Below are 25409 nucleotides of genomic sequence, written 5' to 3'. Positions count from 1 at the left end.
CCGGCATTTTGCCGGCTTAACCCTACTATTTATTAGTTATTTTGTTCTTTCTTCTTCGTATAATAATAGATTGGAATACCTAATAATGTAATCACAATACCGATCATCGCAAGTAATGTTTGTGTGAACAGTGTATTGATTAAAACAAAGATACCGGAAACAATTGCGATTAAAGGTACAATCGGATAAAGCGGTACTTTGTAAGGACGTTCCATTTCAGGTTCTCTTCTTCTCAACAGAATGACTGCCACGAATGCCATTGTGTAGAATGTCCAGATTACGAAAATCAACATATTCGTAATTGTATCGAACGCACCTAATGACATCATAATATAAGCAATAATCAATTGTACTAAACCACTGGCCCAAGGTGCTTGGCCTGGTGTTAATTTTAAGAAGAAGTTTTTGAACGGCAATCCATTACGTTCAGCCATTGCATACGGTACACGCATACCTGTCATTAAATAACCGTTAAGTGCACCATAAACTGACACCATAATACCGATTGTGACAATCTTGCCTCCGCCGTCACCGAAGATCATTCTTGATGCTTCACTTGCAGCGTTTAAGTTGCCGCTGATTTCTGATACCGGCAATGTCATTAAGAAGACAGCGTTGATTAATAGATAAACAACCATTACTGCCCCTAGTCCGATTGTAATCGCACCCGGCAAGTCGCGTTTAGGATTCTTCAACTCTCCTGCAATTGTTCCGACGTGCATCCAGCCGTCATATGCGAACATTGTTGCAAGCAAGCCTGCACCTAACGCTGTAAAGAAGCCTTGATGCTGACCTGAATCAATCGGGAAAAGCGAGAATTCAACTGTCGTATCTTGGAAGAAGCCTACGGCTACAATCAAGATAATCGGAATCAATTTGATTACGAGCGTAATAGACTGAAGCATTCCGCCTGCCTTTGAGCCTAAGCAGTTAATGAAATAAATCGATAACGCCGTCAACATTGCGACAGGAACGATTAAACTGTCTTTCATATCAAACAAGTTTACAAATTGTGTCGCAAAGACGATTGCTAATGCTGCAATATTGGCCGGGAAATAAATAAATGCTTGCGCCCAGCCTGATAAATAACCCCAGAAGTTGCCGTAAGTATACTCGATGTATTTGATAAGTCCGCCTGTTTCTGGGATTGCGGCTGCTAATTCAGCTGCTGTTAAACCTGCACAAATGGTCACCAAACCACCCAGCAGCCATACAAACATTGCCATACTTGTTGAGCCTGTCGCTTCGGCTACACTGGAAACTTTGAAGAAGACACCTGCGCCTATTACAGTTCCCATTACTATAGAAATCGCTGAGAAGAAACCTAAATTTCGTTTTAGCTCATTCTGATTACTCATTTCTATCTATCCTCCATTTACTCATACATGATAAGCAACTAGAGAGACGCCTTACATTATTAAGACAGTATGTCGCAGCAAAAATAAAAGACCGCTCGCACAACTTCTATCCGATGAAATAAGATCGATACCATCTGTTGTGTTACACAGCCGCTCATTTTACTAACCCCGTTGAATTCGCTGTTATACTGAAAAATAACTCCTATTTGTCTCTGGTTACTTTTTCCCCTTCTATAATGTGTGAACAACGCATTCTTTTACAGTTTAACGTACGCCAGTATAAACGGCAATAACAATATGTTTAAACCTATTTCAATCACATATCATTAACATCTTAATACTATATCGCCATCCATTTTATTTGTTATTTTTTCATCTCCTTTTAAAATTGACGGCTTTTCAAATTTCTTACACAGGTTGTATTTCCACTTATCACGACATATTAATCACAAAAATTTTTATTTCACACATATAAAATGAAGGCACCCTCTGCTGCACAAGCAATTGGATACCTTCACTTTCGGTTATATTTTATTTTCTAATGTCGCAGCTTTTTCTTCTTTCACCGCATAGTTATTCAATACCATCGGATATAAGGTATTTCTTCCGACAATGATTCGAATGTAAGGGAAGAAAGACAAGACAATCGCAAGTCCCACACAAAAGCCTAACGTAAAAATAGTAGTCAGCGGGAAGAAGAGCACTGGATATTTAACAAATGATGCTAAGCCTCTTGAAATATGTTCTACAATAATCTGATGCGACAAGTAAATGAAAAACGATATCTCACTGATCATATAAAACGCTGTTAAGTGGAAGCGTCCCAGCATTTTCGATAAAGCAACCACAAGCAAGAAGAATGCGACTGTAAAGATAAATAAGTCCGCACGATTCGACTCGTTTAATTTAATTTCCAAATAGAAGAAGTCAAATGCAATCACTAACGCGCTGAGCACGAGTATTAAAACAACATACCAAATTTTAGCTTTGACATAGGCCATTACTGTATCGTAGTACTTTCCTAAATAAAAGCCGACAACAAAATAAAAGAGCCAGTTTAAAATAATCGTACGATTATACGGCGGATAAAACTGATCCCAAAAATGCAAATACGCTGTACTGTAATACATTAGTACTGCATGAGTAAAACTGATAATCAGCGATATCACTATCGGAAGTAATGGTTTCATCTTGTTTAGAACTTTGTAAAACAACATGTGCAAAACAAAGAATTGGAAGATAACCAACACAAACCATCCGAAGAATTTTCCTTCCAGCAATATGTTAATCAACAAATATTTCAGTGTGAAATGCTTGCTCGGGTCAAAATAAATTTCAAAGATGACAAACAATGCAAAACAAAGATAAGGCACTAAAATAAACTTGATGCGTTTGGTCAAAAAGTTCTTGGGTATGTAATTAGAGTAGCGCATACCCAGCAGCATCTCAGATAACATGATGAAACATGGCGTTGCACTTAACAAAATCACTTGTGTATAGCTGACGGCTTTCTTTTGAAATTCAGAAATATGCGGATCATTGATAAAGCCGGTCATCGCATGCACAATTACAATAATCACACAGAAAATGGTCCGTGCATAAGTCAGTTCTATTTTCTTCTTCACTTTGACGACTCCTTCGTTCAAATTTTTAAAACGCTTTCTTATTTCAGCACATAAAAAAGCCTTTAAATATCTCCAATGAAATATTTAAAAGGTGCTTACTTCTATCAAATGTACATAATCCTCTTTATTGTATGTAAAAATCAAAGTTTCCGCAATATAAATCGCAATATTATTAAGTTCTCTTCGATTTTTAAAGCGCATTAAAAAAGGCTTGCACTCACGTACAAACCTTTTAGAAAAATTTATAGTAAATCATATAATTCTTGCAGCGCAATTTCATTGTGCTTTTGACCTTTAAACGTTTCATATGGCGGAATTTGACCATTCATAAAGCTCTTAATACTTTCACCTACAGCTGTCGGTGTATTCTCCGTCAACATTCCGAAATCACCATATCTCAATACATATCGGTTAGCCGGAATGTTAGAAGCCAATGTATGCACACCGATTGTCAACGCTTCAAGCAAGACCATAGACTGTCCTTCATAATGCGATGTTAACGCAAATAAGTCACATTGGTTCATAATATTGAATGGATTGCGTTTTTGCCCGACTAAGAACACATGCGCTTCTAAATCTAATTTGGCGATCAGCTTTTCCAATTGGCCGCGCAAAGGACCATCGCCTAAAATATAAAGTTTCGCATTTGGATTTTCTTTTACCGCATCCGCAAAACCTTCAATTAAAATATCGAAGCCTTTCTCAGGTGATAAGCGCCCCATTGCCATCACTTTAAAGTCTTCTTCATTAAACGGCACACTCGCAATTTCACCCTTGTTTAAATAAGCTAAGACCTTTTGTCCTTTATGCATAAAGAAGTCTGTTGCTTCATCTTTTAATTGATTAATGCGTGTCAGGTTAATGGTATTCATCGCTGAAGTAAATTTATCTTTAGTTTTGGATGTGGCCAAGCTTTCTTTATTAATACGACATGTTTCTTCAGATACACTCACTAAATAATCAAAGCGATTGTAAAGACTGATGACACCTTTTAAATTTTGATAGTGAGGACGGACACCATTCACCGTACGATTCATATCGCTCTTAATATCACTGTGCAGATAAATCAGTTTTCTCTTAGAGTTTGTGGCTAATAAAATCTTAGACCAAAACATAGAGTATCCGCTGAAATCAATCACATCATCAAACTCTGAAATACCAAAAATCTTTCTGAACTCGCGTTCAAATGCCTCATCAGGATAAACCGCTTCTTCCAACACTGACTTAACTCCTCTGTTCTTCACAAAGGTATCTCTGTACTTCTCAAGTGTAGTTGCTAATAAAGGTCCTTTTCGTAAAATAATACGAACATTCTCATTCACTTCTTTTAAGTTGCTGATGATTTCACGGTTTTTCGTATTGTTTAAAAAGATCGTCACGTCGTAGACATTGTAATCAATGTTCTCAAGCAGATTTATCGCTGAAGTCGTAATACCATTATTCTTCATTCCGCCTGGATACATTAAAATTTTCTTTTTGTTATTGATTTGATTGCTGGTAATCGGTTGGAACATCTTTTCAACTAAACGTTGTGTGACCTTTCCATCTTCATAAGGAACATAAAGTGATTTGAAGCGTGCATATTTGTCGCGATATACCGCTTCGTTATCTTCTGCCGCATTTACCGCAGATACTAAATCTTCCACATTATAAACAGAAGGGCCTGGTAATAAATCCGTTTCAATATATAAACCGCGATCACTGTGATAATCTTCATAGTCTGGCGCATAGAAGACAATCGGCTGATCTGTAACTAAATAATCAAAGAAAATACTAGAGTAATCTGTGACTAATAAATCTACTGCACCAAGTAATTCATTCGTATCAAAAGCATCCGGTACTAAATACGGTTTCAATTCTTTATATTTCAAGGCTGTTCGATATACAAACGGATGTACTTTCACAATCACTTGATAATCTGTTTGTTTTTCAAGCTGCTGTACCATTTCATAAACATCTGCGACACTGTCTTCTGGTTGATTTACATTAGTACCGCGCCAAGTAGGTGCGAATAATAATGTCTTTTTCTTCTTAAGTTTCAAGCCGCTTTGTTTCAATCGCTTATGCACAGCTTTTTTATCACTATTTAATGTTAAGTCAATACGCGGATAGCCGATTTCAGCTAAATCTCCGTTATATAAACCTTTTAGACTGAACGCTCTTTTGAATACTTCAGTCGTATGCGGATTAGGACTGATTAAAATATCCGAACTCAAGAAGTTCTTAATGATATTTTGAGAACCGACTAAATTATCTTCTACATCAAGCCCCATTGCTTTAATCGGTGTCCCATGCCATGTATTCACATACACTTGATTCGGCTTTTTCGTAAAATAAGCCGGAAACGTTGAATTGTTAATAATATATTTAGCAGTTGTCAGTGCATCTAAATATTCATCACTTTCCTTAACAATAAAACGGACATGCTTCAATGATTTATATTTTTTCGTATACTCTTTTTGTTTCTTTTGTGAATCCACGACCCAAATATGCTCAAGCTTTTTATATCGCTTATCTTGAAGCAAATACTTGAATACCGCATAAGGACTATCTGTCATACTCTTGCCGTTTCTAGCTTGATACAACACTTGATAATCCTTCACTTCATTCTTCTTATAGAAATTGGCATATTTTGTTGTTTTTGCCACATACTTGCTTTTCAATTTTGACCTTACCGGCTGCTCGATAAACTTATATTTCCTTTTCGCTTGATTAAGTATAAACCCACTGATTTTATTCAATGAAAACACCTCTATCTCTCTTTATGTTCATATCATCGAAAACATTTGACTTGATACCTAAAAACATATGTAAAATATTAAACCCTCATGTTTTTTTGAAAATACATTAAATTTAAGAATACATCTTAAATTTCACTTAAATCATAGTTTCTTTCATAAAATTATAACACTTATTGAAAGCATTTACATTCAATTATAAAAAAAAAACTCTGCTTAAAATTTGCAAGCAGAGTTCATTATCTGGAATATTATTTTAGCAATTGATAAAACTGTTCAATCGCTTCTTTATTATAAGCTTCATAGTTGAATGCACCGTACTCTGGCACTTCATTTTTAATAAATGCTTCAATATTTTCAGCAACAGCATCTGTCGTATTTTCTGTCAGTAAACCTAAAGCACCATCTTGCAAGACATATCTATTAGCTGGAATATCAGATGCGATAATATGTTTGCCTAAAGTCAACGCTTCTAACAGTACCATTGATTGTCCTTCATAATGCGATGTAAGCGCAAATAAGTCACACTGCTTCATAATATAGAAGGGATTGCTTTTCTGTCCTAATAAAAATACGCTGTCTTGCAAGTCGTAACGCTCAATTTGTTTTTGCAGTTCATTTCTAAGCGGACCTTCTCCCAGTATATAAAGCTTGCTGTTTTGATTTGTCTGATTCACTTTGTAAAATGCAGAGATTAAGATATCAAATCCTTTTTCAGGAGATAAGCGTCCCATCGCCATGATTTTAAAATCAGTTTTATTGAAAGGAACAGACTTCACTTCAAGATTTTTTGTATATGCTAATACTTCTTCGTTATTTTGAGTAAATAAGTCACTATCATCATTTGATAATTCATGAATCTTTTTCAAATTGATCACATTCATTGCCGAAACAAACTTGTTTTCAGTTAACGGCGTACTGATTTTACTTTGGTTAACCCTTTTCGTTTCTTCTGAAACACTTACCAGATAATCAAATTTGTAATATAAACTCATGACACCTTTTAAGTTTTGATAATGTGGTTTGACCCCGTTTACAGTTCGGTTCATATCATTTTCCATGTCACTATGGAGATAGATTAATTTTTTACGAGAGGCAGTACCTAAGAGTATTTTAGACCAAAACATTGAATAGCCGCTGAAATCAATTACAGTATCAAAAGCGACTCTTCCAAAAATCTTTCTAAACTCTCGTTCATATAACGCTTTTGGATAAACAGCTTTTTCAATATCAGTTTGAAGCCCTCTATTTCTTACAATAGTATCTTGGTACTTTTCGAAAGTCGTTGCTAGTAAAGGACCTTGTCTTAATATGATTCTCACATTAGAGTTGACTCTTTTCAGGTTATTCAATGTTTCTATTTTATTCGTAAACCCTAAGAATAATGTCACATCATATTTTGTGTAATCAATATTTTCCAGTAAGTTCAACATCGATGAAGTAATACCGTTATTAATCATTCCGCCAGGATAAATTAAAATATTTTCCTTCTTCTGCGGTCTATGGACAGGTTGTGTTTTGAACATTTTCTCTATCAATTTATCCGTAACATTCCCATCATCATACGGCACATATAATTCTTGGAAGTTTGCATATTTATCTTGGTAATTACTTTTAACCGCATCAATATCTTTAACCGCTTCGATAAGCTGTTTTGCATTGGTTGTAGTAGGACCAGGCAATAATTTTGTATCAATATAAAGCCCTCTATTATGTTTGTACGCTTCAAAATCCGGTGCATAAAAGATGATTGGATTGCTTGTTACAAGATAATCAAAGAATATACTCGAGTAATCCGTCACTAATACATCTGTGACACTTAATAATCTGTTTGTATCAAATGCATCAGGTATCAAATACGGTTTTAACGGTGCATATGATTTTGCTTTATCGTAAATAAAAGGATGCACTTTGATAAGCGGTTTATAGCGTGTTGTTTCAGATAATGATTCTATAATCTTATAAAGATCCTCTAGGCTGTCTTCAGGATGATTATTATCATCACCACGCCAAGTAGGCGCAAATACTAAAAGCTTTTTACCCTCTAGTTGAATGCCATATTGTTCAAGTTCTTCAATCACTTTTGATTTATCGCTGTTAATTGTTAAATCTATTCGCGGATAACCGATTTCTGCGATTTCACCGTTATACAAACCTTCTAGTTTGTATGCATTTTTAAAAATATTAGTTGTATGTGTATTAGGACTTACTATAATGTCTGCACTTAAAAAGTTTTTAATGACATTTTGAGATGCAAGCAAGTTATCATGCATGTCCAATCCCATTGCCTTGATAGGAGTTCCATGCCATGTATTGACATATACTTGGTCTGGTTTCTTTGAAAAATAATTTGGGAAAGTAGAATTATTAACGAGATATTTTGCAGTTGCCAGCATTTTGAGGTAAGCATCACTGCCCTTAATCACGTACTTAATCGTTTGCTTATCTGAATTCAACTTTTGCTCAAATTCTTTTATCTTTTGTTTAGAATCTGCCACCCATACATGCGTTAAATCTTTATATTCATGTGATGAAAGCAGCTTTAAAAAGACTGCATAAGGGCTGTCGGTCATGCTTTTACCATCTCTTGACTCGTACAAAATCAATGATTTATTCGTATCAAAATGCTTATAGTAAAATGCATATTTTGATACCTTAGAAACTAAATTGCTTTTTAGTTTTGCTTTCAAAGGATCGCTTATAAATTTATATTTGCGTTTAACTTGGTTCTTTAAAATTTGTTTTAAACTATTCACTTTTACACACTCCTGATGTCTTATCTGTTCAATGTTTTTTCTGGTGTTTATTTTTCTTTATTTTACATCCTTGCCATAAAGTTCCCTTTTGATTTGAGTTGTTGAAATACCTTCTGTACGTTTTAAATAAATGACTTCGCATTGGTCTTTTAAGAAATCGAATTCACCTTCCCAATCATGTCCCATGATAAAAGTATCGACTTCATATTTTTCAACATCTCTGGATTTTTGACCCCATTCATTTTCAGGGATGACCAAGTCTACATATCTGATAGACTCCAACATCATTTTTCTTTGTTCATAATTATAGTATGATTTCTTATTTTTAAGCTTATTAAATTCATCTGTCGAAAGTGCGACAATTAAATAATCTCCCATTTCTCTTGCTCTTCTTAATAATTCGATATGGCCATAATGCAGTAAGTCATATGTTCCATAAGTAATTACGCGTTTCATATTATCACTCTCTCATTTGTTGTTCGCTTATCATTGCTCAAAATTTAATAAATACTATCTTTTACAATTCCTTTACAAAATTATATCACTATATGAAATGATGCTCCACTCTCTTTTTGCCAAAAAATAACGACGCACCTGTTCTCCACAAATGCGCCGCTTGCGTTTAACAATATTCACTTTCTACTGCTTCGATAACTTCTTCAAATGCCAGGCCTGTTGAGATGTTGACACTGGCTAAGAAACTGCCTTCAACGATAGGTGCTTCTACTTTTTCTACACGATATGCGCCTTCATACATTTCAATGGCCATATCTAAATTCATTTCGGCTGAGCCTAAATCAAAGAAACAAATTGCGTCGTCTTTTAAACCTTCTATTGCTTGTTGGATGGGTTCGAAGGATGTTCCGATAGTCCCATCGCTTCCGCCTACTGGAATAACTTGTACACCATCAGCCATTTGACCGATTAACTTTTTGATGCCGTTTGCAATTTCTTCGCTATGACTGACTACAATAAGCGTTGTCATTTACTTATTCATCTCCTATCAATGCATTTAAAATATATACACTGCTTTGTGCACCAGGATCCGTATAGCCTCTAGATGCTTCTTTGAAGTAGGCTGCGCGTCCTTTTTTTGCGACCAAATCTAATGTGTTGTCTGCTAATGTCTGCAAGTAAGCAATATCGACTTTTTCGCCTTCTTCAACAGCTTGTCTCGCTCTTTCAATGACATCGTACATTGTCTTCTCATCTAACTCGACTTTACCTCTTTGATGTACTGCTTCAGAAAATGCTTTTAATAATTCCGGTAAATTGTCTTCAGTAATTTCATCTTGTGCAACTTGAGCCATTTTAACGAAACTAAAGCCGTATAAAGGACCAGATGCCCCTCCGATCTTAGACATTAATGTCATACCTGTTGTTTTAAGTATATCTTGAACCGTTGTTTTGTCTTCCAAAGCATCAGGCAGCGCATTAAAGCCTCTGACCATATTGACACCATGGTCTCCGTCGCCGATTGCTCGGTCTAACTCAGTCAGTGAATCTTCTCTTTCTTGGAATGTTTCTTTTAATTGTATTAAGCGCTGTTTCAGCGTTTCTGCATTCATAAAAAATCCTCCTTGTGTTTATCCGAAATAGCGGCTTTTTGTCGGTGCTTGTAATGCGGCTAAGCGCTCATCATTACTTTCAAGCAGTGTTAATGAGAAGCCTTGCATATCTAATGAAGTCATATAATCTCCGACAAACCAATGTTTGACCGCAATATCATGATCCGCAAGCACTTCATTCACATATTTCGCAGTAATATTTAATTCAGATAACGGTGTACCTCCCATACCATTGACCATCACAATCACTTCAGATGACTGGATTTCTTGTTGGAGAGCTTGCACTAATTCCGTCACAATCGTTGTAATCGGTTGTACCGCTTCTCGTTTTAATCCGCGTTCGCCATGAATCCCGATACCGATTTCCATATCCCCTTCTTCTAAATCAAAGCCGTATTTGCCAGTAGAAGGTACCATCGGCGGTGTTAAAGCCATGCCGATTGTACGCATATCAGTAAGCAGCTGTTCTGTTTTCTTAACAATGGTATCTAAATCTTCCCCTTGCTCAGCTAAATAGCCTGCAAATTTGTGCACAAAGACAGTACCTGCGACACCGCGGCGCATATCATGATCTTCTACAGCAATATCATCGCGTACAATCACTTTATTGACTTTAATGTCTTCCATTTCAGCCATTTCTTGTGCCATTTCAAAGTTCATGACATCTCCGGCATAGTTTTTAATAATCAACAAGACACCGTCGCCGTTATCTACTGCTTTAATCGCATCTAAGATTTTATCTGGTGTCGGAGAAGTAAAGATTTCTCCGCATACTGTCGCATCAAGCATACCTTCTGCGACATAGCCTGCATGTGCCGGTTCATGACCGCTGCCGCCGCCTGATACCAAAGCCACACCTTTTTGTTTTTTATCTTTACGTACTACTACTGTTTCTGAAATCACTTCATTGTCTGCGTTTGATAATGCGAAGCCTTCCAGCATATCTGAAAGTATTGTCGTTTTATCTTGAATTAATTTCTTCATCATCCACAACCCCTTTAATGTAAAGATACTTTCTTTAATTTCATGTATACACTTCTATTATATAGTTTGAAGTAGCATTATTCATGCAAAAAGAAGTTAATGTCTCGTTTTCATCTTTTAGTATTCATGTTATATTACAAATAAGACAAAATTTAAATTTTGTATCAATCGGAGGTGCATCACAATGAAACATTATGCGATTCAACACCCTGTTGCTAAACGTATTGCGGATATCATAACGATTGTCAGTTTTATCGCTATGATTGCACTGATTGCATTCAATTTTTACTTCCATTCGCATGCTGACGGTTTTAGTGCTGGTTTCCAATTGAATAGTACGGCTCAAATCTCATGGCTCATTGCACTATTAGTAATCAGTATAGCCAGCGATATTGTCAGCACGATTTTAAAACGTCAAAAACTTCAAATGATGTAAACAAAAAGGACAACCTCTTGTTCATATGAAATGAATAGGAGGTTGTCCTTTTTAAATACTGTTATTTGATTTTCTTTACGTAAATGGATTTCAAACCGATTTGGCCGAATCCTGGAATTTTACAATCGATATCATGCCCATCATCAGGGTCCACTAAGCGGATACCTTTTACTTTAGTTCCTTGTTTGATTACATTTGAAGCACCTTTTACTTTCAAGTCTTTAATGACTGTGACCGTGTCTCCGTCTTGTAATTCTTGTCCGTTGGCATCTCGGACTTTCAAAGCTTCCTCTGCTTCTTCCACTGAATCTTGTGTCCATTCATGTCCGCACATCGGACATACAAATAACGCACCATCTAAATACGTATATTCCGAACCGCAGCTCGGGCAATTAGGTAATGTTTGTTCCATTTTCTCCTCCATGATCAATAATAGCCCTCTTAATCTAACATATTTCTCACTAAAAAGATATATCCTTTAATAGAATCAGATAGATTTGGATTGACTATAACTTAGATAATCAGCCAATATCTTTGCGTTTGAATCCAATGACTCCGAATACAAGCAGCAGCAATGCGATAGCCAGCATGACCAACGCTGCCGGCCAATCCATATCCGCAATCGGCAAACGCGGCACATGGCCAAAAGGTGTTAAATCTTTCATCCACTGTTTCACATTGAGCAGTTGTCCAAGATAAATAACGAAGAAGGTATAACCTAAATATAAATACACTAATAAACTTGCCTTTTCAATCCAGCCGATAACCAACACAGCTAAACCTAAGAATATTAAGATAGCAGGAATAAAGACCCAGCCTGCATACATAATCTTTTCGAAAGCAATCGGGGTCTTCATACTGGATGCTGCACCAGCATACATACCTAACGCAGCAAAGCTGATCATCGCAATACTATTGAACAGCCCAATCCAAATAAAACTCATCACATAGCGTACGCGTGAAACTGCATGCGACAATACAATTTCCGTATGGCTTAAGCGCATTGCTTTGCGGATTTTAAATACAGCCATTAAGACCGGTATCGTAGATACCATTCCCATAATTGCCATTAAAATCGGTACAAATTGTTCGGCATAGTTATCTCCTTTGCCTGTCAGCATGCGCTGCAGCATCGGATTTGTCTTAAAGAAGCTTTCCAAGTCTCCAAAGACCGAACCATAAGACAATCCTAAGACCAGCATGCCGATACTCCATACAATCAATCCTGTACGCTGTAAGCGCAGTTGAATCCCTAAGGGCGACTTCAATAATGAAGATGCATGCGCATGTCCTTTACGTTCAGGCAGCAAACCTGCTTGTGCATCACGCTGTCCGTTTAGGACAAATGCTGAAATACATAACACTGCAGCTAATCCCAGCAATGCAAAAACCGGCCACCAATTGTTCTCGCTGTAAACAGCAGTTTGCGGAATCCATCCAAGCGGCACAACATCAGATAACCAAGACAGAGATACATCTCCAACAGCACGAAGCAAATACATGATTAATAACAAGCCCATACTGATCCCCATCGTTTGGCTATACGTTGAAGCCAGCTGAGCGATAACTAATGTCATCATGCCCAGCATAAAACCGGATGCAGTTAAAGATAAACCGTAAAGCCAAGCACCTTCAGCTGTAAAATGATCAATACCGGTAAACATCAGTCCTAATGCAATGACACAGCCTAATACAACGTTAATCAAGACTTGTTGGAACACCGTACTTAAAATCACTGCATGGCGTCCAATCGGCAAAGCACTTAGTATTTCTAAACGTCCGTCCTCTTCGTCGCCTCTCGTATCTTTCGACACAAACAAGATATTCATTATGCCGACTAAAATTACTGTAAACAGCTGCATTTCATAACCGAACATGGTCGCAAGATTGACTTGGCTCAAATGCGCTTTGCCTAACATCGCTTCCATCGCAGGGCTTTTAAACATTTCAAATACAGGAATCAATTCCTTCTCATTCGGGTATAAATTCGCAAATGATTGCGGAATAATCAACGTTAAAACAATTAAACCCAGCAGCCAAAAAGCCGTTTTCCATCGATTGCGCTTCAAATAAAACTTCATAAGTTTGAATGTATGATACGTCGCTTGTTTCATTTTATTCACCTTCTTTAAGGCTTTCTCCATAATGACGCATAAACAAGTCTTCTAATGTCGGCGGCTGGCTTTCTAATTTCTTAATATTAAAACGGCTTAAATATTGAAGCACATCCGCTGTTTTATCAGCATCTACTTGGAAGCGATAGACACCTTGTTGCTCACTCACATCATGAATGCCCTCTTGTGCCTTTAGCTGTGTAAGTGTTTCATCTGTTTCAACGGTATAACGCATACGTGTTAAGTGGCGCATTTCATCCAGTGTGCCGACTTCTACTAATTCGCCTTTTCGTATAATACCGACTCTGTCGCACAGCTGTTCAACTTCTGACAAGATATGACTGGATAATAAGACCGTCTTGCCCCGTGCTTTACACGCTTTCACATGTGATTGGAAGATTCTTTCCATCAATGGGTCCAAACCTGATGTCGGCTCATCGAAAATATACAAGTCCGCTTCCATACTCAACGCCGCAACCAGCGCTACCTTTTGTCGATTTCCTTTTGAATAGGCACCGCATTTTTTGCGTACATCTAACTCGAAGTCTTTTATCAATGCTTGTTTGCGTTCATGATCAACATGCTTTTGAAGACTCAATAGAAAGTCGATTACTTCTCCGCCAGTCAAGTTCGGCCATAAATTCACATCACCGGGTACATATGCAATACGTTCATGAATTGAAACCGGCTTCTTAAATGCATCTTGACCAAACAGTTGCACACTGCCTTGACTTGGTTTCAGCATACCTAACAATGTCTTAATCGTTGTCGATTTGCCGGCACCATTCGGTCCGATAAAGCCAAAGATTTCTCCCTCATGAAGTGTCATATTTAAATGCGATAATGCTTCAAACTTCCCAAAACGTTTTGTTAAATCTTCTATCTCTACTACATATGACATTAGAACCACCTGCCGATTTTCTATTTTTAAAGCGTTTTCAATAATTAACTTGACTCCATTATACACCTCGCATTCAAAGTTTGCAAAGGGACGTAAAACCAGAGATACACGGATTAAAATACGTCAAACTAAACATTGTTTCCATCGTTTCAACAACCTGCTCAAACATTAATGACAAACTGAAATAGAGCAGAAAAGCAAAAGAGCTGAGATCATCTCCCAGCTCTTTCATACACATTATTTAAATGCACGTGTATCAATTTGTTCGTCTTCCACAAATCCTTTAATCTTTTTTTGTTCTCTTTCACTCATCGTATCACTGCCTTTTGCGATATCGCCGATTTCTTGTTTAGACAGACGTTTGCCTTTTGAAGCAGCTAAAGCATTATCAATCTTTTCATCGATATCTCTTAAATACTGATTAGATGACATAATATAACGATTGATTTTATGCAATTTGCCGTCGTAACCTTTAGGCATTCGATTTTCATTAATATAATTGGCAAAGTTGTTATCGTTATCACCTGCTAGTTGGCTTGCTTTCTTCAGCTGTTTAGCATCTTCTTTAGACAGTCCCTTATCCGAATGCAGTTTTTGTTGGTAATGTTCGTAGATACGTGTAATATCATGATCCGCATTCAAGTACGTTTGAATATCTTTTTTCATTTCTGCTTTAGATATTGTTTTGTTCTTCACATCTTTTTTAAAGATTTTCGGATTTAAATCGAGTTTGCTGTCTTGAGGTTCTGATGAGACTGCATCTTCTTTTTGTTCTTGTCTTTCAGGCGATGATTCTGTCTGTTTCTTTGTCGGCGCTGTTTGTTGAGCGCATCCTGCAGATGAAAACACTAAGAGTGCTGCGATAAGTGAGGATACGATTTTCTTCACTGTGACATTCTCCTTTTTGTCTGATTCACTCGAATTCAACTTTTCTCCCAAAGTACGATTCATAACACTATTACCCTAATTCAGAGCTGCGAAAGGTCTTCATTAAGAAAAATTTAAAATATAAACCGCTTTCATTTACATAATATTTAGAAAAAATTAAAAATAGACACGCATCTCATTAAAGTTAGTGTATAATACTTCCATACACAGATTCTATTCCGTGCAACATAAAAAGAAAATAGATGAAATGCAGCTGAGCAGTTTTCCTGCACGCCATCCATTCTCTGCATAAACTACAAAGAGGTGTAACATCATGGAAAACAATGATTTAAAACGCAGTATGACAAACCGGCACATTCAACTGATTGCCATCGGGGGCGCTATCGGTACAGGACTCTTCTTGGGGGCCGGGAAAAGTATTGCGTTAGCTGGACCATCTATCTTATTAGCCTACATCATTATCGGGTTCTTCTTATTCATTATGATGCGTGCATTAGGCGAATTGCTGCTGTCTAACAGCGAATACAATTCCTTCATTGACATTGCTGAAGATTACTTAGGCCATATGGCCGGCTTCTTCACCGGTTGGACTTATTGGTTCTGCTGGGTCGCAACAGGTATCGCAGATATCACAGCCGTAACCAAATATATTAATTTCTGGTGGCCGAATGTTCCGCCGTACTTAACTGCCATTGTCACTGTTATTTTATTGCTTGCTTTGAACTTAATGACGGTTAAAGCGTATGGCGAAGTCGAATTCTGGTTTGCGATTATTAAAGTCATTGCGATTTTATTCTTAATCGTAATCGGATTGTACCTTATCTTTACAGGTTTCCAATCACCGAACCATATTCAAAGCGGTTTTTCTAACCTTTATTCACACGGCGGCTTCTTCCCTAACGGGGTCATGGGCTTCTTGCTTGCCTTCCAAATGGCAGTATTCAGTTTTGTGGGTATTGAGCTTGTCGGTGTCACAGCACGTGAAACCAAAGATCCTGAACATAACTTGCCGAAAGCCATCAACAGTGTCGGTATTCGTATTATCATCTTCTACGTCCTAAGTTTAATGGTAATTATGAGTATCACACCTTGGGATAAATTAGATCCTAAAGAAAGTCCTTTCGTTAACTTGTTTGTATTAGCAGGTATCCCAGCAGCGGCAGGTATCGTCAACTTTGTGGTCTTGACTTCAGCTTCAAGTGCCGCAAACAGCGGTCTCTTCAGCAATAGCCGTATGGTTTATGGTTTAGCTGTATCAGACAGCGCACCGAAATCACTCGGTAAAGCCAACCGTCATGGTGTACCTTACAATGCCTTGATTTTCTCTGGTGTGGTATTATTCTTAGCTGCTTTATTAAACTATGTGATTCCAGATACTGTATTCACAGTTGTAACAACAGTTGCGACTATCTTCTTTATCTTTATTTGGACTATCATTTTAGTGTGTTATATCAAATATCGTAAACAGCATCCAAAATTGCATGCCCAATCAAAATTCAAAAACTTCTTCGGTGTTACTGGATCATATTGTACCCTTGCTTTCTTCGTGATTGTCATTGCGGTATTATTCCTTGCTGAAGATACAAGAGTTGCTTTATACTTCTCTCCATTCTGGCTCATCCTGTTATGGATTGCTTATAAAGCAGGCAACTTTAAAAACCGCGGTATTAAAAACTATCATTCCAACAATTAAAACGATTAGCTTACCCTCTCTGCTCAAATTGCAGAGGGGGATTTATTTTATGTATAACAAAAAGGCGAACCAGCATATACTGATCCACCCTCTATATATTAAAATAACTTCGACTCACGATTGATTAGTTTAAACGTGTAGGTGTGTCGCCTTTTGTAATCACATTTAAAGCTGCGTTTAATCCACCTTCAACTAAGTTTCTTACCGCTTCATCAGAGAAGAATGCGATATGCGGAGTTAATTGGATTTTTTCGTTTTCGATTAATTTTTTGAACGTTTCATCTTCTAATGCTTTACCTGTCCAATCAAATGTGAAGTAAGGCATTTCGAATTCGTAAGTGTCTACAGCTGCACCTGATAATTTACCGCTGTTAACAGCATCGATTAAAGCTTCGGTATCGATAACTGCACCACGTGCTGCGTTGACTAATACTGCGCCGTCTTTGAATTTAGAGAACATTTCTTTATTGAAGATGTGGTGGTTTTCTTTAGAAGCCGGCATGTGTAATGAAACGATATCTGCATCTTTGATTGCTTCTTCAATTGTATCTTTGTACTCTAAGAAATCTAATGAATCATTTGGATATAAATCATAGCCTACGACTTTAGCGCCGAATCCAGCAAAGATTTTACCAGCGAATGCACCGATACGACCTGTACCAAGAATTGCTACTGTCATATTTTTAACAGGTTTCGCCATAATTGAAGATTCCCAAGTGAAGTTGTAATCTTGAACACGTTTTTCAATTTGCGGGAATTTACGCACTAAGTTAAGTGCTGCTGCTACCGCATATTCAGCAATAGTTTCAGGAGAGTAGCTAGGAACGTTTGACACGATGATGCCGTGTTTTTTAGCTAAATCTAAGTCGTACATGTCAAAACCTGCAGTACGTTGAGCGATTTGTTTGATACCCATTTCTTCTAGTTTAGGATAAGCTTCTTTTTCTAGTTTGCCGAATTGCATTGTTGTTACACCATCAAAACCTTCAAGTTGATCTAAAGTATCATAGCTTAAAAAGTCATCTGAGAATGAAACTTCTACATTATTCTCTTTTGCCCAATTCAATGCTACATCTTTCTCATAATCGCGTGTACCGAAAAATTTAATTTTAGTCATAATTACTTCCTCGATTCTAAAAAATTGATAAATTTGATTAATTCTTATCTCACTTAGTATTCTATGTGAATTATTTCACAAAGTCAAGGGGTTTATTATAATTCTGAATAATCTGTTAACAATTATTATTATACACTTTTTGTGCTCATTTGCACATAAAATTATACCTCTATTAGATATTTTAATAATTAAGCTTCTAACATATAGTGTTGTCTTCACTTCATTGCAGAAGCAACTCATATTTTCCTGGTCCTAGACATCAGTCTTTATACAATAAATTTATATGATACACTCAACATGAAATGGAGGTTGAATGATGAAGAGAAAGAAATTTTATCTCAAAGCAATTTGGTTTCTATTATGGTTTACCTTCTTTCTGATAACAGATTCTTATCACTTTGGTATCCGTACTGTGATTGTTTTAGTAATTGTGTTTGGCGGTTATCTGTTGATTGACAGCTATTTCTATCGCAAAGATAAAGCACAAAAAGAGAAACATACGCATGAAAAATAAAAATGAACGACTTTTTCAGTCGTCCATTTTCTTATAGCGTATGGTCGGTTGGCGATCGCCCTTTTTGAATGCTTCGGTTGCTTTCCGTCTGCGCTCTGCACGTAGTTTGCGATTTTTTGCGGCTTCTTTTTTGTTATAAGCAATATTTAATGATGCGCCTTTTTGTGTATTGTCTTTCATATACATATAGGAACCGACATTGTACGCTGTGCGTACAATCATTTGACCTGCTACAGGTGATGTCATGTATAAAAAGAGAATTGTTAACAGTGTTCTGACACTGAAATAATCTCTTGTAAATAAAAAGTAGATAAAGACACCGATTAATGATAATAGCACAGATAATGTCGAACTCTTAGTTGCGGCGTGTGCTCTTAGAAAGATGTCTTTGAATTTCAAAATACCTATTGCACTGATTAAAGCAACGATAGAGCCTAGCAGAATAAGGACAGCAGCAAATAAACTAGCGATTTCGCTCATTATCAAAGATTCGTCCCCCTTCTACAAAGCGTGATATACCGATGGTACTCAAGAAGGCCAAAATCGCAATGATTAGACTCGCATCTAAGAAACTCAAACTGTCTAATACGATACTTAATAAACCTACAATCGAAATAATCATCGCACCGATACTATCAAATGCGACAACGCGGCTGGGTGTTGTCGGTCCTTTGATGACACGAATCAATGAGATAATCACCGCAATCCCGAAGATAATCAAGGCCGAACGAATCATCCAATCTATTATGATTTCAATCATTTGAGCACCTCCCATATCAAACGTTCATATTTCTTAATCTGTTTCGTCAAAATAGCTTTGTCTCTTTCTGAAACATCAATCGCGTGAATAAAGAAACGACTGCCGTCAGGCGACACCCTCAACACTAATGATCCCGGCGTCAGCATAATCAGTAATGTTAATAAAGTAATCGCCCAGTCTCGTTTTAAAGATGTTTCATAAATCAATAATCCCGGGTTCATATCATGCGACTTGAATAAAATGTATACAATCGTTGAAAGACTGGAAATCAATAACTGTACGTTATACACCACTATGAATTTGAAGATGACCCAAACTTTCTTTAAATAGAATACGCGTTTAAAGAAGAATCTGTGAATCAAATACACAATCATAATACCGATGATGTATCCGGAAATAAATGTAGATAAATGAAACTTATCTTCGTCTTGGAAAAGTGTCCATAAAATCGCGATTAATATATTCAACGTTAATTGGGCTAACATCAGTCCACCTCCAAATGAGGGACTACCGCTTCTTGATAATCACCTGGATTTAAATTCATTTCTGCTGCTTGATGAGCAATATCTAAGAACCATTCTGCACCAAACCCCATCACTATCGTCGCAATGGTCAATAGCAGCATTGCTGCGATTTTATGCGGTAAAATAGTTTGTTTCTGCACTACAGGCATCCCTTCTCGACCAAAATACATATAGAAGAATACTCTGAGCAAGCTATACATGGCAATCAAACTGGTAATAATCATCACCACTACACCTGCAACATAACCTTGTGCAAGTGCACCTTGGATAATCAATAATTTCCCAGGAAATCCGCTGAATGGCGGCACGCCGCCAATCGATAGTGTAAGGATAAACAACACAATACCTAAGGACGGATGGGTGTGAATCAAACCGCCCATTTCTTTATAGCTTCTTGTTTGGCAGATTACCACGAACACACCCATAACAAGGAATAACAGTGTTTTAATGATCATGTCATGGCCTGCATAGAAAATGGCACCTGTGATACCGGCTTCATTAAGTGCGCTGATGCCTAATACTGAAAAGCCGATAGATAAAATGACTTGGTATGCCGCAATTTTCTTCACATCTTCATACCCTAACACACCGATTGCGCCGATAATCATTGTGATAATCGCCATATAATACATTAATTGGTGTGTCACATCCGGCTGCTGATCAAAGAGCAAGACCATTACACGTATCAACGCATAAACACCGACTTTGGTCATTAATCCCGCAAACAGTGCTGCTAACTCAGTATTGAGTGCTGCATAAGCTTTCGGCAGCCACATAAACATTACGAGTGCTGCCTTGCCTCCGAAGACAAATATCATAATAATAGCGACCATGGTCATCGCCGGAGGCTGGTTGCTCTCTGTAATACGCATCGATAAATGTCCAAAGTTCAGAGTACCTAATGTGCCGTATAAATAAGCAATACCGATTAAGAAGAACCATGAACTTACTACGTTCATCACTACATAAATGACACTGGCACGCAATTGTTCAAGTGTACGTCCAAGTGTTAATAGCACAAATGATGAGATCAGCATGATTTCAAACATGACATACAAGTTGAAAATATCTGCTGTTAAAAAGCTGCCTGCCACACCTGTTAACATAAATAAAATGAATGACGGCAGGAAATAGCGGTTGGCTAAATGTTCGCGTTTACCAAAGCCGAAGAAAATCACTACTGTGACTACTAAGTTCGCAATCATCACGAAAAACAGTCCTAATGTATCTCCGACAAACTGGATACCGAATGGCGGCTGCCAATCACCAAAGTTGATGACCAGCGGGTTATGTTGGTAAACATACACTAATAAATACACAGAAATCAGTGTATTAATCACTTGTACAGTGATAGCAATACGTCTTGTGACCATTAAACGTTCTTTGAAGAAGAACAGTACGAGTCCGGTAACTAAAGGCAGCAGCAATGGTATAAGCAATAAATTATTCATCAACATCATCATCCTCACCGCGCAATGCCTCAATTCGGTTGACTCTCGTCACTTTATAAGTTCTGTACACCAATACTAATAAGAAAGCAGTTACCGCAAAACCAATCACAATCGCTGTTAAAATCAATGCTTGCGGTAAAGGATCCACATAGTTCTTGCCTTCCCCGTTAATAATCGGGACATTCGTTCCATCAAAACCGCTCATAGCCAATATGACTAAGTTTGCGACGTGCGTATAAATCGCAGTGCCTAAAACAATACGGATTAAGTTTTTCGATAGAATCATATACGTACCTGCAAAAGTTAAAATGCCGATAATGGTAATAAGTATAATATTCAACTTTTATCACCACTTATCGCAAGCATAATCGTTGTGATTGAACCGACCACTGTTAACAAAATACCGAATTCAAACAACGTCACACTCGAAAGGTGTATCTTCTCTAAATAAGGCAATGTCACATAAACATCTTCATGCGAAAGCATAGGGTGACCAAAGAAAATAGGCACAATCGCTGTAGCAATAGATAATAAACAACCAGAAATTGTTACAGCACGAAAGTCGATCGGCAGTGAACGTACAACCTTTTTCACATCGAAAGCTAAAAACATTAAGATAAAGGCTGAACTGAATACTAAACCGCCGATGAAACCGCCGCCTGGATTGTCATGTCCGGCTAAAAAGATATAAGAACCGAACGTTAAAATAATAAAGACTGCGACTTTCGAGATGGTCTCTAATACAATGTCATTTTCTTTCATTTGAATCACCCTTTCTAATATTGAATTTGATTAAGGAATAAATTCCTAAACCGACAATCATAATCACTATACCTTCAAGCATAGTATCTAATGCTCTGAAATCTCCTAATATCGCATTGACGATATTTTTAGATCCAGCAAGCTTATAACTATTTTCATAGAAGCTGGAAATCTTTTGGAAAGCTTGTTCTTGCTGGGCAATAATCACAAACGTCACTACAAACGCTGACATTAAAAAGGCAATAACCAGCTTAAGTGCTTCTTTGCCTTTATGTGCTTTATCTCGTCTGACGTTCGGCAAATGATAAAAGACCAGCAAGAATAATATCGTTGAGATGGTTTCAATGACTAACTGTGTCATCGCTAAGTCCGGTGCTTTCATCAGCACAAAGACAATCGCAATCGTATAACCGATAACACCATTGATAATAATCATAGCCATTCGTTCGCGCAGGAAAACCAGCGCAATTGATAAAAAGGCAATATTTGCCGCAACTAAGATTTCAAACCATGTGACAGGTTTGATTTCAAAACCTTCCACATTAATCCATCCCACTCGAATCAATCCGTAAGCCATCATACAGAAGAACATGAAATAAATAACATGCAAGTATTGGTTCAGTTTGTTATTCATCATGCCCTGCATACCGAACTTACTTGTACGTTCACTGACATTTAACATGCCTTGATACAAACTATTGATGGATAAGCCGGTTGGAATTTTGTTATAAACCTTCATCCAACGTGTACGCCATAATAACAAGACACCCAGCACATAAATCGTAAGTGTAATCCATAACTCAGGACTTAACCCATGCCATGCCGTAATGTGCGGAATGTATTTCGATACATAATCTGTTTGGCCTATGTCGCGTAAAGCAGGCTCAATCAAGTACGTACCTAACACGTTAGGAATGATAAAGAACAACGGCATGCCTAATGTAATGACCACCGGCGCAATATAAAGACCTAATGGTTCATGGTCCGGCAGTTGCGGCAGCTGATCTTTCTTCAACTTTCCGAAAAATGTATCTTTAACCAAACGCAAGCTGTAAATAAACGTCAAGATACTTGCGATGACTCCGATAACCAGTGTCACTGTCGCAAAGACTTGGTCAAAGACAGAAAGCTGTTTGGCACTTACTAATGTCGCAAAGAACATTTCTTTTGATAAGAAACCATTGAATAACGGCAACCCTGCCATTGCCATGGCACTGATTGTCATCATGACTGCAGTAACCGGCAGTACTTTGCGCAATCCGCCTAAACGCATTAAATCACGTGTCCCTGTCTCATGGTCTACAATACCGACACCCATGAACAACACACTCTTGAACATTGCGTGGTTGATTAAATGGAAAAGTCCCGCAAATAAACTCACCACATAGAAAGCTTGGAAGGCTTGTGCATGATAACTGTAAGCCAGCATTCCGAATCCGACCATCGACATAATCATGCCGAGTTGACTGATAGTAGAATACGCTAACAAACCTTTTTGGTCTCTTTGGCCGACGGCCACAAAAGAACCCACCAGCAAAGTCGTAATACCGATAGTAATCACAATATAAGCAACCCATGATTCATATCCTAAAATAGGTGTGAAACGAAAGAGCAGGTATAAGCCGGCTTTTACCATCGTTGCGGAATGCAGATAGGCACTGACGGGTGTCGGTGCTTCCATCGCATCCGGCAGCCAAATATGGAATGGAAACTGAGCAGATTTAGTAAATGCACCGATTAAGATACAAATGACTGCTAAGGGGAACCAAGGAGACTGATATAACATTTGACGCATCGGAATTTGAACAAGTTCCGAAATCGTATTTGTCCCTGTAATGTTGAACATTAAAATAAAACCGACCAGCATGAACATACCGCCGAAAACGGTAATTAAGAAGGATTTCATCGCACCTGCTTGACTTGATTTTCGGTTATACCAATAAGCAATCAGCAAGAATGAAGCAATGCTGGTCAACTCCCAGAACACGTACAGCAATATAGTATTATCTGCTAACACTACCCCTAACATCGCAAACATGAACATCAGCAAATAAACATAAAACCTAGGCAAATCATCATGTGCTTTAGAAAGATATGCGTTGGCATATAATACGATACCTGTACCGATGATCGTTATCAGCAAAGCAAATATCAGTGATAATCCGTCTAATCTAAAAGTGAAATTGACGTCGATGGAAGGCATCCAAGGTATCACCACTTCTAATACCTTGCCCGATGCAACACGAGGAAGCTGAGTTATAAAGTATATTGCACTGACTAACGGCGCAAACAAAGCAATCCACCCTGCTTGTCTGCTTAATAACGTCCGATACCTGCTTGTATTATGTGTAATTTCTGTTTGCGCCTGCTCTGAGGCTGTGGTTAATCCAGCCGAGCGGCTGGGTAAATTCGTAATGAGCACTAAAAGCATAATGAGGATAATAAAGGCAAACAGCCAAATGAGGCTCATAAGAAATAAGACTCCTTTCTATTTGTGAGTTTGATTTTCTTATCGTTCTAAATATCTAATTGAATCGTAATCGTACGTTCTTGTTTAGGAATATCTATAAATTTAAGTGTCTCAGACAACGTCTGATGACCGAGGTATTTTTGTATCACAGTAAGTGGTGTACCTGATTGATACGCATGATAAGCAAACGTTTTGCGCAGCGACTGCAAACCGATATGAGAAAGACCATTGCGGACAGCGGCATCATGAATTATACGATAAGCTTGTTGGCGAGATAAAGCGCGCTTCGTCTTCGCAGACTTAAACAAATAATCTTCAGGACCGATACATTCAGATTCTATATAATGTGCCAATGCTTCACACAAATGTTTTGAAAGCGGCACTACAATTTCAGATTCTTTTTCATGCGGCCAAACTTTGATAATCGCTGGGTTAGAGTCACTCTCCATAACATCTAACCCCTTTAGATCAATCAACGCACTGATCTTGATACCCGTATGTATCGCTAAACGAAATAATAAATAGTCACGCTGATTATGCTCTGACAACGTTCGGCACATCGCTTCAATTTGTGCTTTATCTTTAATAGGCAACACACATTCCAAAAGCAGCCACTCCCTCAATTAATTTAAATATCCTAATGATACATAAATATTATAATTCATATTTAAGTAACATTAAAGACAGAAAGCCTAATTTTAAAAATTTTTTCACATTTACTTATTTTCAAAAAACAAAAAGCGAGCCGAA

Annotated in this window: 24 protein-coding genes; 3 read left to right on the top strand and 21 right to left on the bottom strand. The window is 37.5% G+C overall.

The features are described 5' to 3' along the window. Positions 1–32 precede the first annotated feature (32 nt). The 8 genes from DVJ99_RS12235 to dhaK form a co-directional block, all read right to left on the bottom strand. Positions 33–1358 carry an APC family permease gene (locus tag DVJ99_RS12235; protein WP_114604450.1) on the bottom strand — a complete coding sequence of 442 codons (1326 nt, stop codon included), beginning with the start codon at positions 1356–1358 and terminating at the stop codon, positions 33–35. Between the two features lie 524 nt (positions 1359–1882). Beyond that, positions 1883–2983 (bottom strand): acyltransferase family protein, encoded by a 1101-nt coding sequence (locus DVJ99_RS12230; RefSeq protein WP_114604449.1) that lies wholly within the window; start codon positions 2981–2983, stop codon positions 1883–1885. Between the two features lie 242 nt (positions 2984–3225). Next, entirely contained in the window at positions 3226–5724 is a 2499-nt protein-coding gene (locus DVJ99_RS12225) for a glycosyltransferase (RefSeq protein ID WP_114604448.1), read from the bottom strand. Positions 5725–5972: 248 nt separating this feature from the next. Continuing rightward, on the bottom strand, positions 5973–8477 hold the full coding sequence (locus DVJ99_RS12220) for a glycosyltransferase (protein WP_114604447.1): 2505 nt from the start codon (positions 8475–8477) through the stop codon (positions 5973–5975). A gap of 57 nt (positions 8478–8534) precedes the next feature. Further along, a complete protein-coding gene (gene tagD, locus DVJ99_RS12215; protein ID WP_114604446.1) occupies positions 8535–8933 on the bottom strand; it encodes a glycerol-3-phosphate cytidylyltransferase in 399 nt (132 codons plus the stop codon). Between the two features lie 166 nt (positions 8934–9099). Further along, positions 9100–9462 (bottom strand): dihydroxyacetone kinase phosphoryl donor subunit DhaM, encoded by a 363-nt coding sequence (dhaM, locus tag DVJ99_RS12210; RefSeq protein WP_114604445.1) that lies wholly within the window; start codon positions 9460–9462, stop codon positions 9100–9102. A 4-nt stretch (positions 9463–9466) separates the two neighbouring features. Next, the gene (gene dhaL, locus DVJ99_RS12205; RefSeq protein WP_114604444.1) at positions 9467–10045 is read right to left on the bottom strand and encodes a dihydroxyacetone kinase subunit DhaL; all 579 of its coding nucleotides are present in this window, start codon (positions 10043–10045) and stop codon (positions 9467–9469) included. Between the two features lie 18 nt (positions 10046–10063). Next, entirely contained in the window at positions 10064–11029 is a 966-nt protein-coding gene (gene dhaK, locus DVJ99_RS12200) for a dihydroxyacetone kinase subunit DhaK (RefSeq protein WP_114604443.1), read from the bottom strand. Between the two features lie 184 nt (positions 11030–11213). Here dhaK and DVJ99_RS12195 point away from each other — a divergent pair, with 184 nt between their 5' ends. Continuing rightward, entirely contained in the window at positions 11214–11465 is a 252-nt protein-coding gene (locus DVJ99_RS12195) for a M48 family metallopeptidase (protein WP_114604442.1), read from the top strand. A gap of 61 nt (positions 11466–11526) precedes the next feature. On the opposite strand, the gene DVJ99_RS12190 is transcribed toward DVJ99_RS12195, so the two are convergent. The 4 genes from DVJ99_RS12190 to DVJ99_RS12175 all read right to left on the bottom strand — a co-directional run bounded on the left by DVJ99_RS12190 (position 11527) and on the right by DVJ99_RS12175 (position 15368). Then, positions 11527–11877, bottom strand: coding sequence for a zinc ribbon domain-containing protein YjdM (locus tag DVJ99_RS12190; protein ID WP_114604441.1), 351 nt, complete (start codon positions 11875–11877; stop codon positions 11527–11529). A gap of 109 nt (positions 11878–11986) precedes the next feature. Continuing rightward, complete coding sequence (locus DVJ99_RS12185) at positions 11987–13579, bottom strand: ABC transporter permease (RefSeq protein ID WP_114604440.1); 1593 nt, start codon at positions 13577–13579, stop codon at positions 11987–11989. A gap of 1 nt (position 13580) precedes the next feature. Next, positions 13581–14480 (bottom strand): ABC transporter ATP-binding protein, encoded by a 900-nt coding sequence (locus DVJ99_RS12180; protein WP_114604439.1) that lies wholly within the window; start codon positions 14478–14480, stop codon positions 13581–13583. A 237-nt stretch (positions 14481–14717) separates the two neighbouring features. Next, on the bottom strand, positions 14718–15368 hold the full coding sequence (locus tag DVJ99_RS12175; protein ID WP_162912212.1) for an NDxxF motif lipoprotein: 651 nt from the start codon (positions 15366–15368) through the stop codon (positions 14718–14720). Between the two features lie 313 nt (positions 15369–15681). On the opposite strand from DVJ99_RS12175, the gene DVJ99_RS12170 reads away from it, so the two are divergent. Further along, a complete protein-coding gene (locus DVJ99_RS12170) occupies positions 15682–17061 on the top strand; it encodes an amino acid permease (RefSeq protein WP_114604437.1) in 1380 nt (459 codons plus the stop codon). Between the two features lie 124 nt (positions 17062–17185). On the opposite strand, the gene DVJ99_RS12165 is transcribed toward DVJ99_RS12170, so the two are convergent. Then, positions 17186–18178 (bottom strand): D-lactate dehydrogenase, encoded by a 993-nt coding sequence (locus DVJ99_RS12165; RefSeq protein ID WP_114604436.1) that lies wholly within the window; start codon positions 18176–18178, stop codon positions 17186–17188. A gap of 316 nt (positions 18179–18494) precedes the next feature. Here DVJ99_RS12165 and DVJ99_RS12160 point away from each other — a divergent pair, with 316 nt between their 5' ends. Further along, a complete protein-coding gene (locus DVJ99_RS12160) occupies positions 18495–18692 on the top strand; it encodes a hypothetical protein (protein WP_114604435.1) in 198 nt (65 codons plus the stop codon). A 15-nt stretch (positions 18693–18707) separates the two neighbouring features. Here the strand turns inward: DVJ99_RS12160 and DVJ99_RS12155 are convergent, their stop codons facing one another. Genes DVJ99_RS12155 through DVJ99_RS12120 form a run of 8 tightly spaced genes read right to left on the bottom strand, consistent with a single transcriptional unit; the run spans position 18708 to position 25255 of the window. Then, positions 18708–19178, bottom strand: coding sequence for a Na+/H+ antiporter subunit G (locus DVJ99_RS12155; RefSeq protein WP_105994137.1), 471 nt, complete (start codon positions 19176–19178; stop codon positions 18708–18710). Next, entirely contained in the window at positions 19156–19452 is a 297-nt protein-coding gene (locus tag DVJ99_RS12150; protein ID WP_105994136.1) for a monovalent cation/H+ antiporter complex subunit F, read from the bottom strand. The genes DVJ99_RS12155 and DVJ99_RS12150 overlap by 23 nt, the downstream gene beginning before the upstream one ends. Beyond that, positions 19449–19937 carry a Na+/H+ antiporter subunit E gene (locus DVJ99_RS12145; protein ID WP_114604434.1) on the bottom strand — a complete coding sequence of 163 codons (489 nt, stop codon included), beginning with the start codon at positions 19935–19937 and terminating at the stop codon, positions 19449–19451. The genes DVJ99_RS12150 and DVJ99_RS12145 overlap by 4 nt, the downstream gene beginning before the upstream one ends. Beyond that, the gene (locus DVJ99_RS12140) at positions 19937–21433 is read right to left on the bottom strand and encodes a Na+/H+ antiporter subunit D (protein WP_415918792.1); all 1497 of its coding nucleotides are present in this window, start codon (positions 21431–21433) and stop codon (positions 19937–19939) included. The genes DVJ99_RS12145 and DVJ99_RS12140 overlap by 1 nt, the downstream gene beginning before the upstream one ends. Next, a complete protein-coding gene (locus DVJ99_RS12135; RefSeq protein ID WP_105994133.1) occupies positions 21420–21767 on the bottom strand; it encodes a Na(+)/H(+) antiporter subunit C in 348 nt (115 codons plus the stop codon). The genes DVJ99_RS12140 and DVJ99_RS12135 overlap by 14 nt, the downstream gene beginning before the upstream one ends. Then, positions 21764–22189, bottom strand: coding sequence for a monovalent cation/H+ antiporter subunit B (locus tag DVJ99_RS12130; protein WP_114604433.1), 426 nt, complete (start codon positions 22187–22189; stop codon positions 21764–21766). Before DVJ99_RS12130 ends, DVJ99_RS12135 begins: the two co-directional genes overlap by 4 nt. Then, positions 22176–24659 carry a DUF4040 family protein gene (locus DVJ99_RS12125; RefSeq protein WP_114604432.1) on the bottom strand — a complete coding sequence of 828 codons (2484 nt, stop codon included), beginning with the start codon at positions 24657–24659 and terminating at the stop codon, positions 22176–22178. Before DVJ99_RS12125 ends, DVJ99_RS12130 begins: the two co-directional genes overlap by 14 nt. A gap of 47 nt (positions 24660–24706) precedes the next feature. After that, positions 24707–25255, bottom strand: coding sequence for a tyrosine-type recombinase/integrase (locus DVJ99_RS12120; RefSeq protein WP_240430862.1), 549 nt, complete (start codon positions 25253–25255; stop codon positions 24707–24709). Positions 25256–25409 lie beyond the last annotated feature (154 nt).

This window comes from Staphylococcus sp. EZ-P03, from assembly GCF_003344575.1.
GTDB lineage: Bacteria > Bacillota > Bacilli > Staphylococcales > Staphylococcaceae > Staphylococcus > Staphylococcus simulans_B.
Note: the sequence above shows the minus strand (reverse complement) of the source record. Positions and strands in the feature narration are given on the sequence as shown.

Coding starts and splice junctions, on each gene's coding strand:
- DVJ99_RS12235 (WP_114604450.1), bottom strand. CDS start 1,358: ATGAGTAATCAGAATGAGCTAAAACGAAATTTAGGTTTCTTCTCAGCG.
- DVJ99_RS12140 (WP_415918792.1), bottom strand. CDS start 21,433: ATGTTGATGAATAATTTATTGCTTATACCATTGCTGCTGCCTTTAGTT.
- DVJ99_RS12145 (WP_114604434.1), bottom strand. CDS start 19,937: ATGTTAGCCCAATTAACGTTGAATATATTAATCGCGATTTTATGGACA.
- DVJ99_RS12180 (WP_114604439.1), bottom strand. CDS start 14,480: ATGTCATATGTAGTAGAGATAGAAGATTTAACAAAACGTTTTGGGAAG.
- DVJ99_RS12185 (WP_114604440.1), bottom strand. CDS start 13,579: ATGAAACAAGCGACGTATCATACATTCAAACTTATGAAGTTTTATTTG.
- DVJ99_RS12190 (WP_114604441.1), bottom strand. CDS start 11,877: ATGGAACAAACATTACCTAATTGCCCGAGCTGCGGTTCGGAATATACG.
- DVJ99_RS12195 (WP_114604442.1), top strand. CDS start 11,214: ATGAAACATTATGCGATTCAACACCCTGTTGCTAAACGTATTGCGGAT.
- dhaL (WP_114604444.1), bottom strand. CDS start 10,045: ATGAATGCAGAAACGCTGAAACAGCGCTTAATACAATTAAAAGAAACA.
- DVJ99_RS12165 (WP_114604436.1), bottom strand. CDS start 18,178: ATGACTAAAATTAAATTTTTCGGTACACGCGATTATGAGAAAGATGTA.
- DVJ99_RS12125 (WP_114604432.1), bottom strand. CDS start 24,659: ATGAGCCTCATTTGGCTGTTTGCCTTTATTATCCTCATTATGCTTTTA.
- DVJ99_RS12160 (WP_114604435.1), top strand. CDS start 18,495: ATGAAGAGAAAGAAATTTTATCTCAAAGCAATTTGGTTTCTATTATGG.
- DVJ99_RS12170 (WP_114604437.1), top strand. CDS start 15,682: ATGGAAAACAATGATTTAAAACGCAGTATGACAAACCGGCACATTCAA.
- dhaM (WP_114604445.1), bottom strand. CDS start 9,462: ATGACAACGCTTATTGTAGTCAGTCATAGCGAAGAAATTGCAAACGGC.
- DVJ99_RS12150 (WP_105994136.1), bottom strand. CDS start 19,452: ATGATTGAAATCATAATAGATTGGATGATTCGTTCGGCCTTGATTATC.
- tagD (WP_114604446.1), bottom strand. CDS start 8,933: ATGAAACGCGTAATTACTTATGGAACATATGACTTACTGCATTATGGC.
- DVJ99_RS12130 (WP_114604433.1), bottom strand. CDS start 22,189: ATGAAAGAAAATGACATTGTATTAGAGACCATCTCGAAAGTCGCAGTC.
- dhaK (WP_114604443.1), bottom strand. CDS start 11,029: ATGAAGAAATTAATTCAAGATAAAACGACAATACTTTCAGATATGCTG.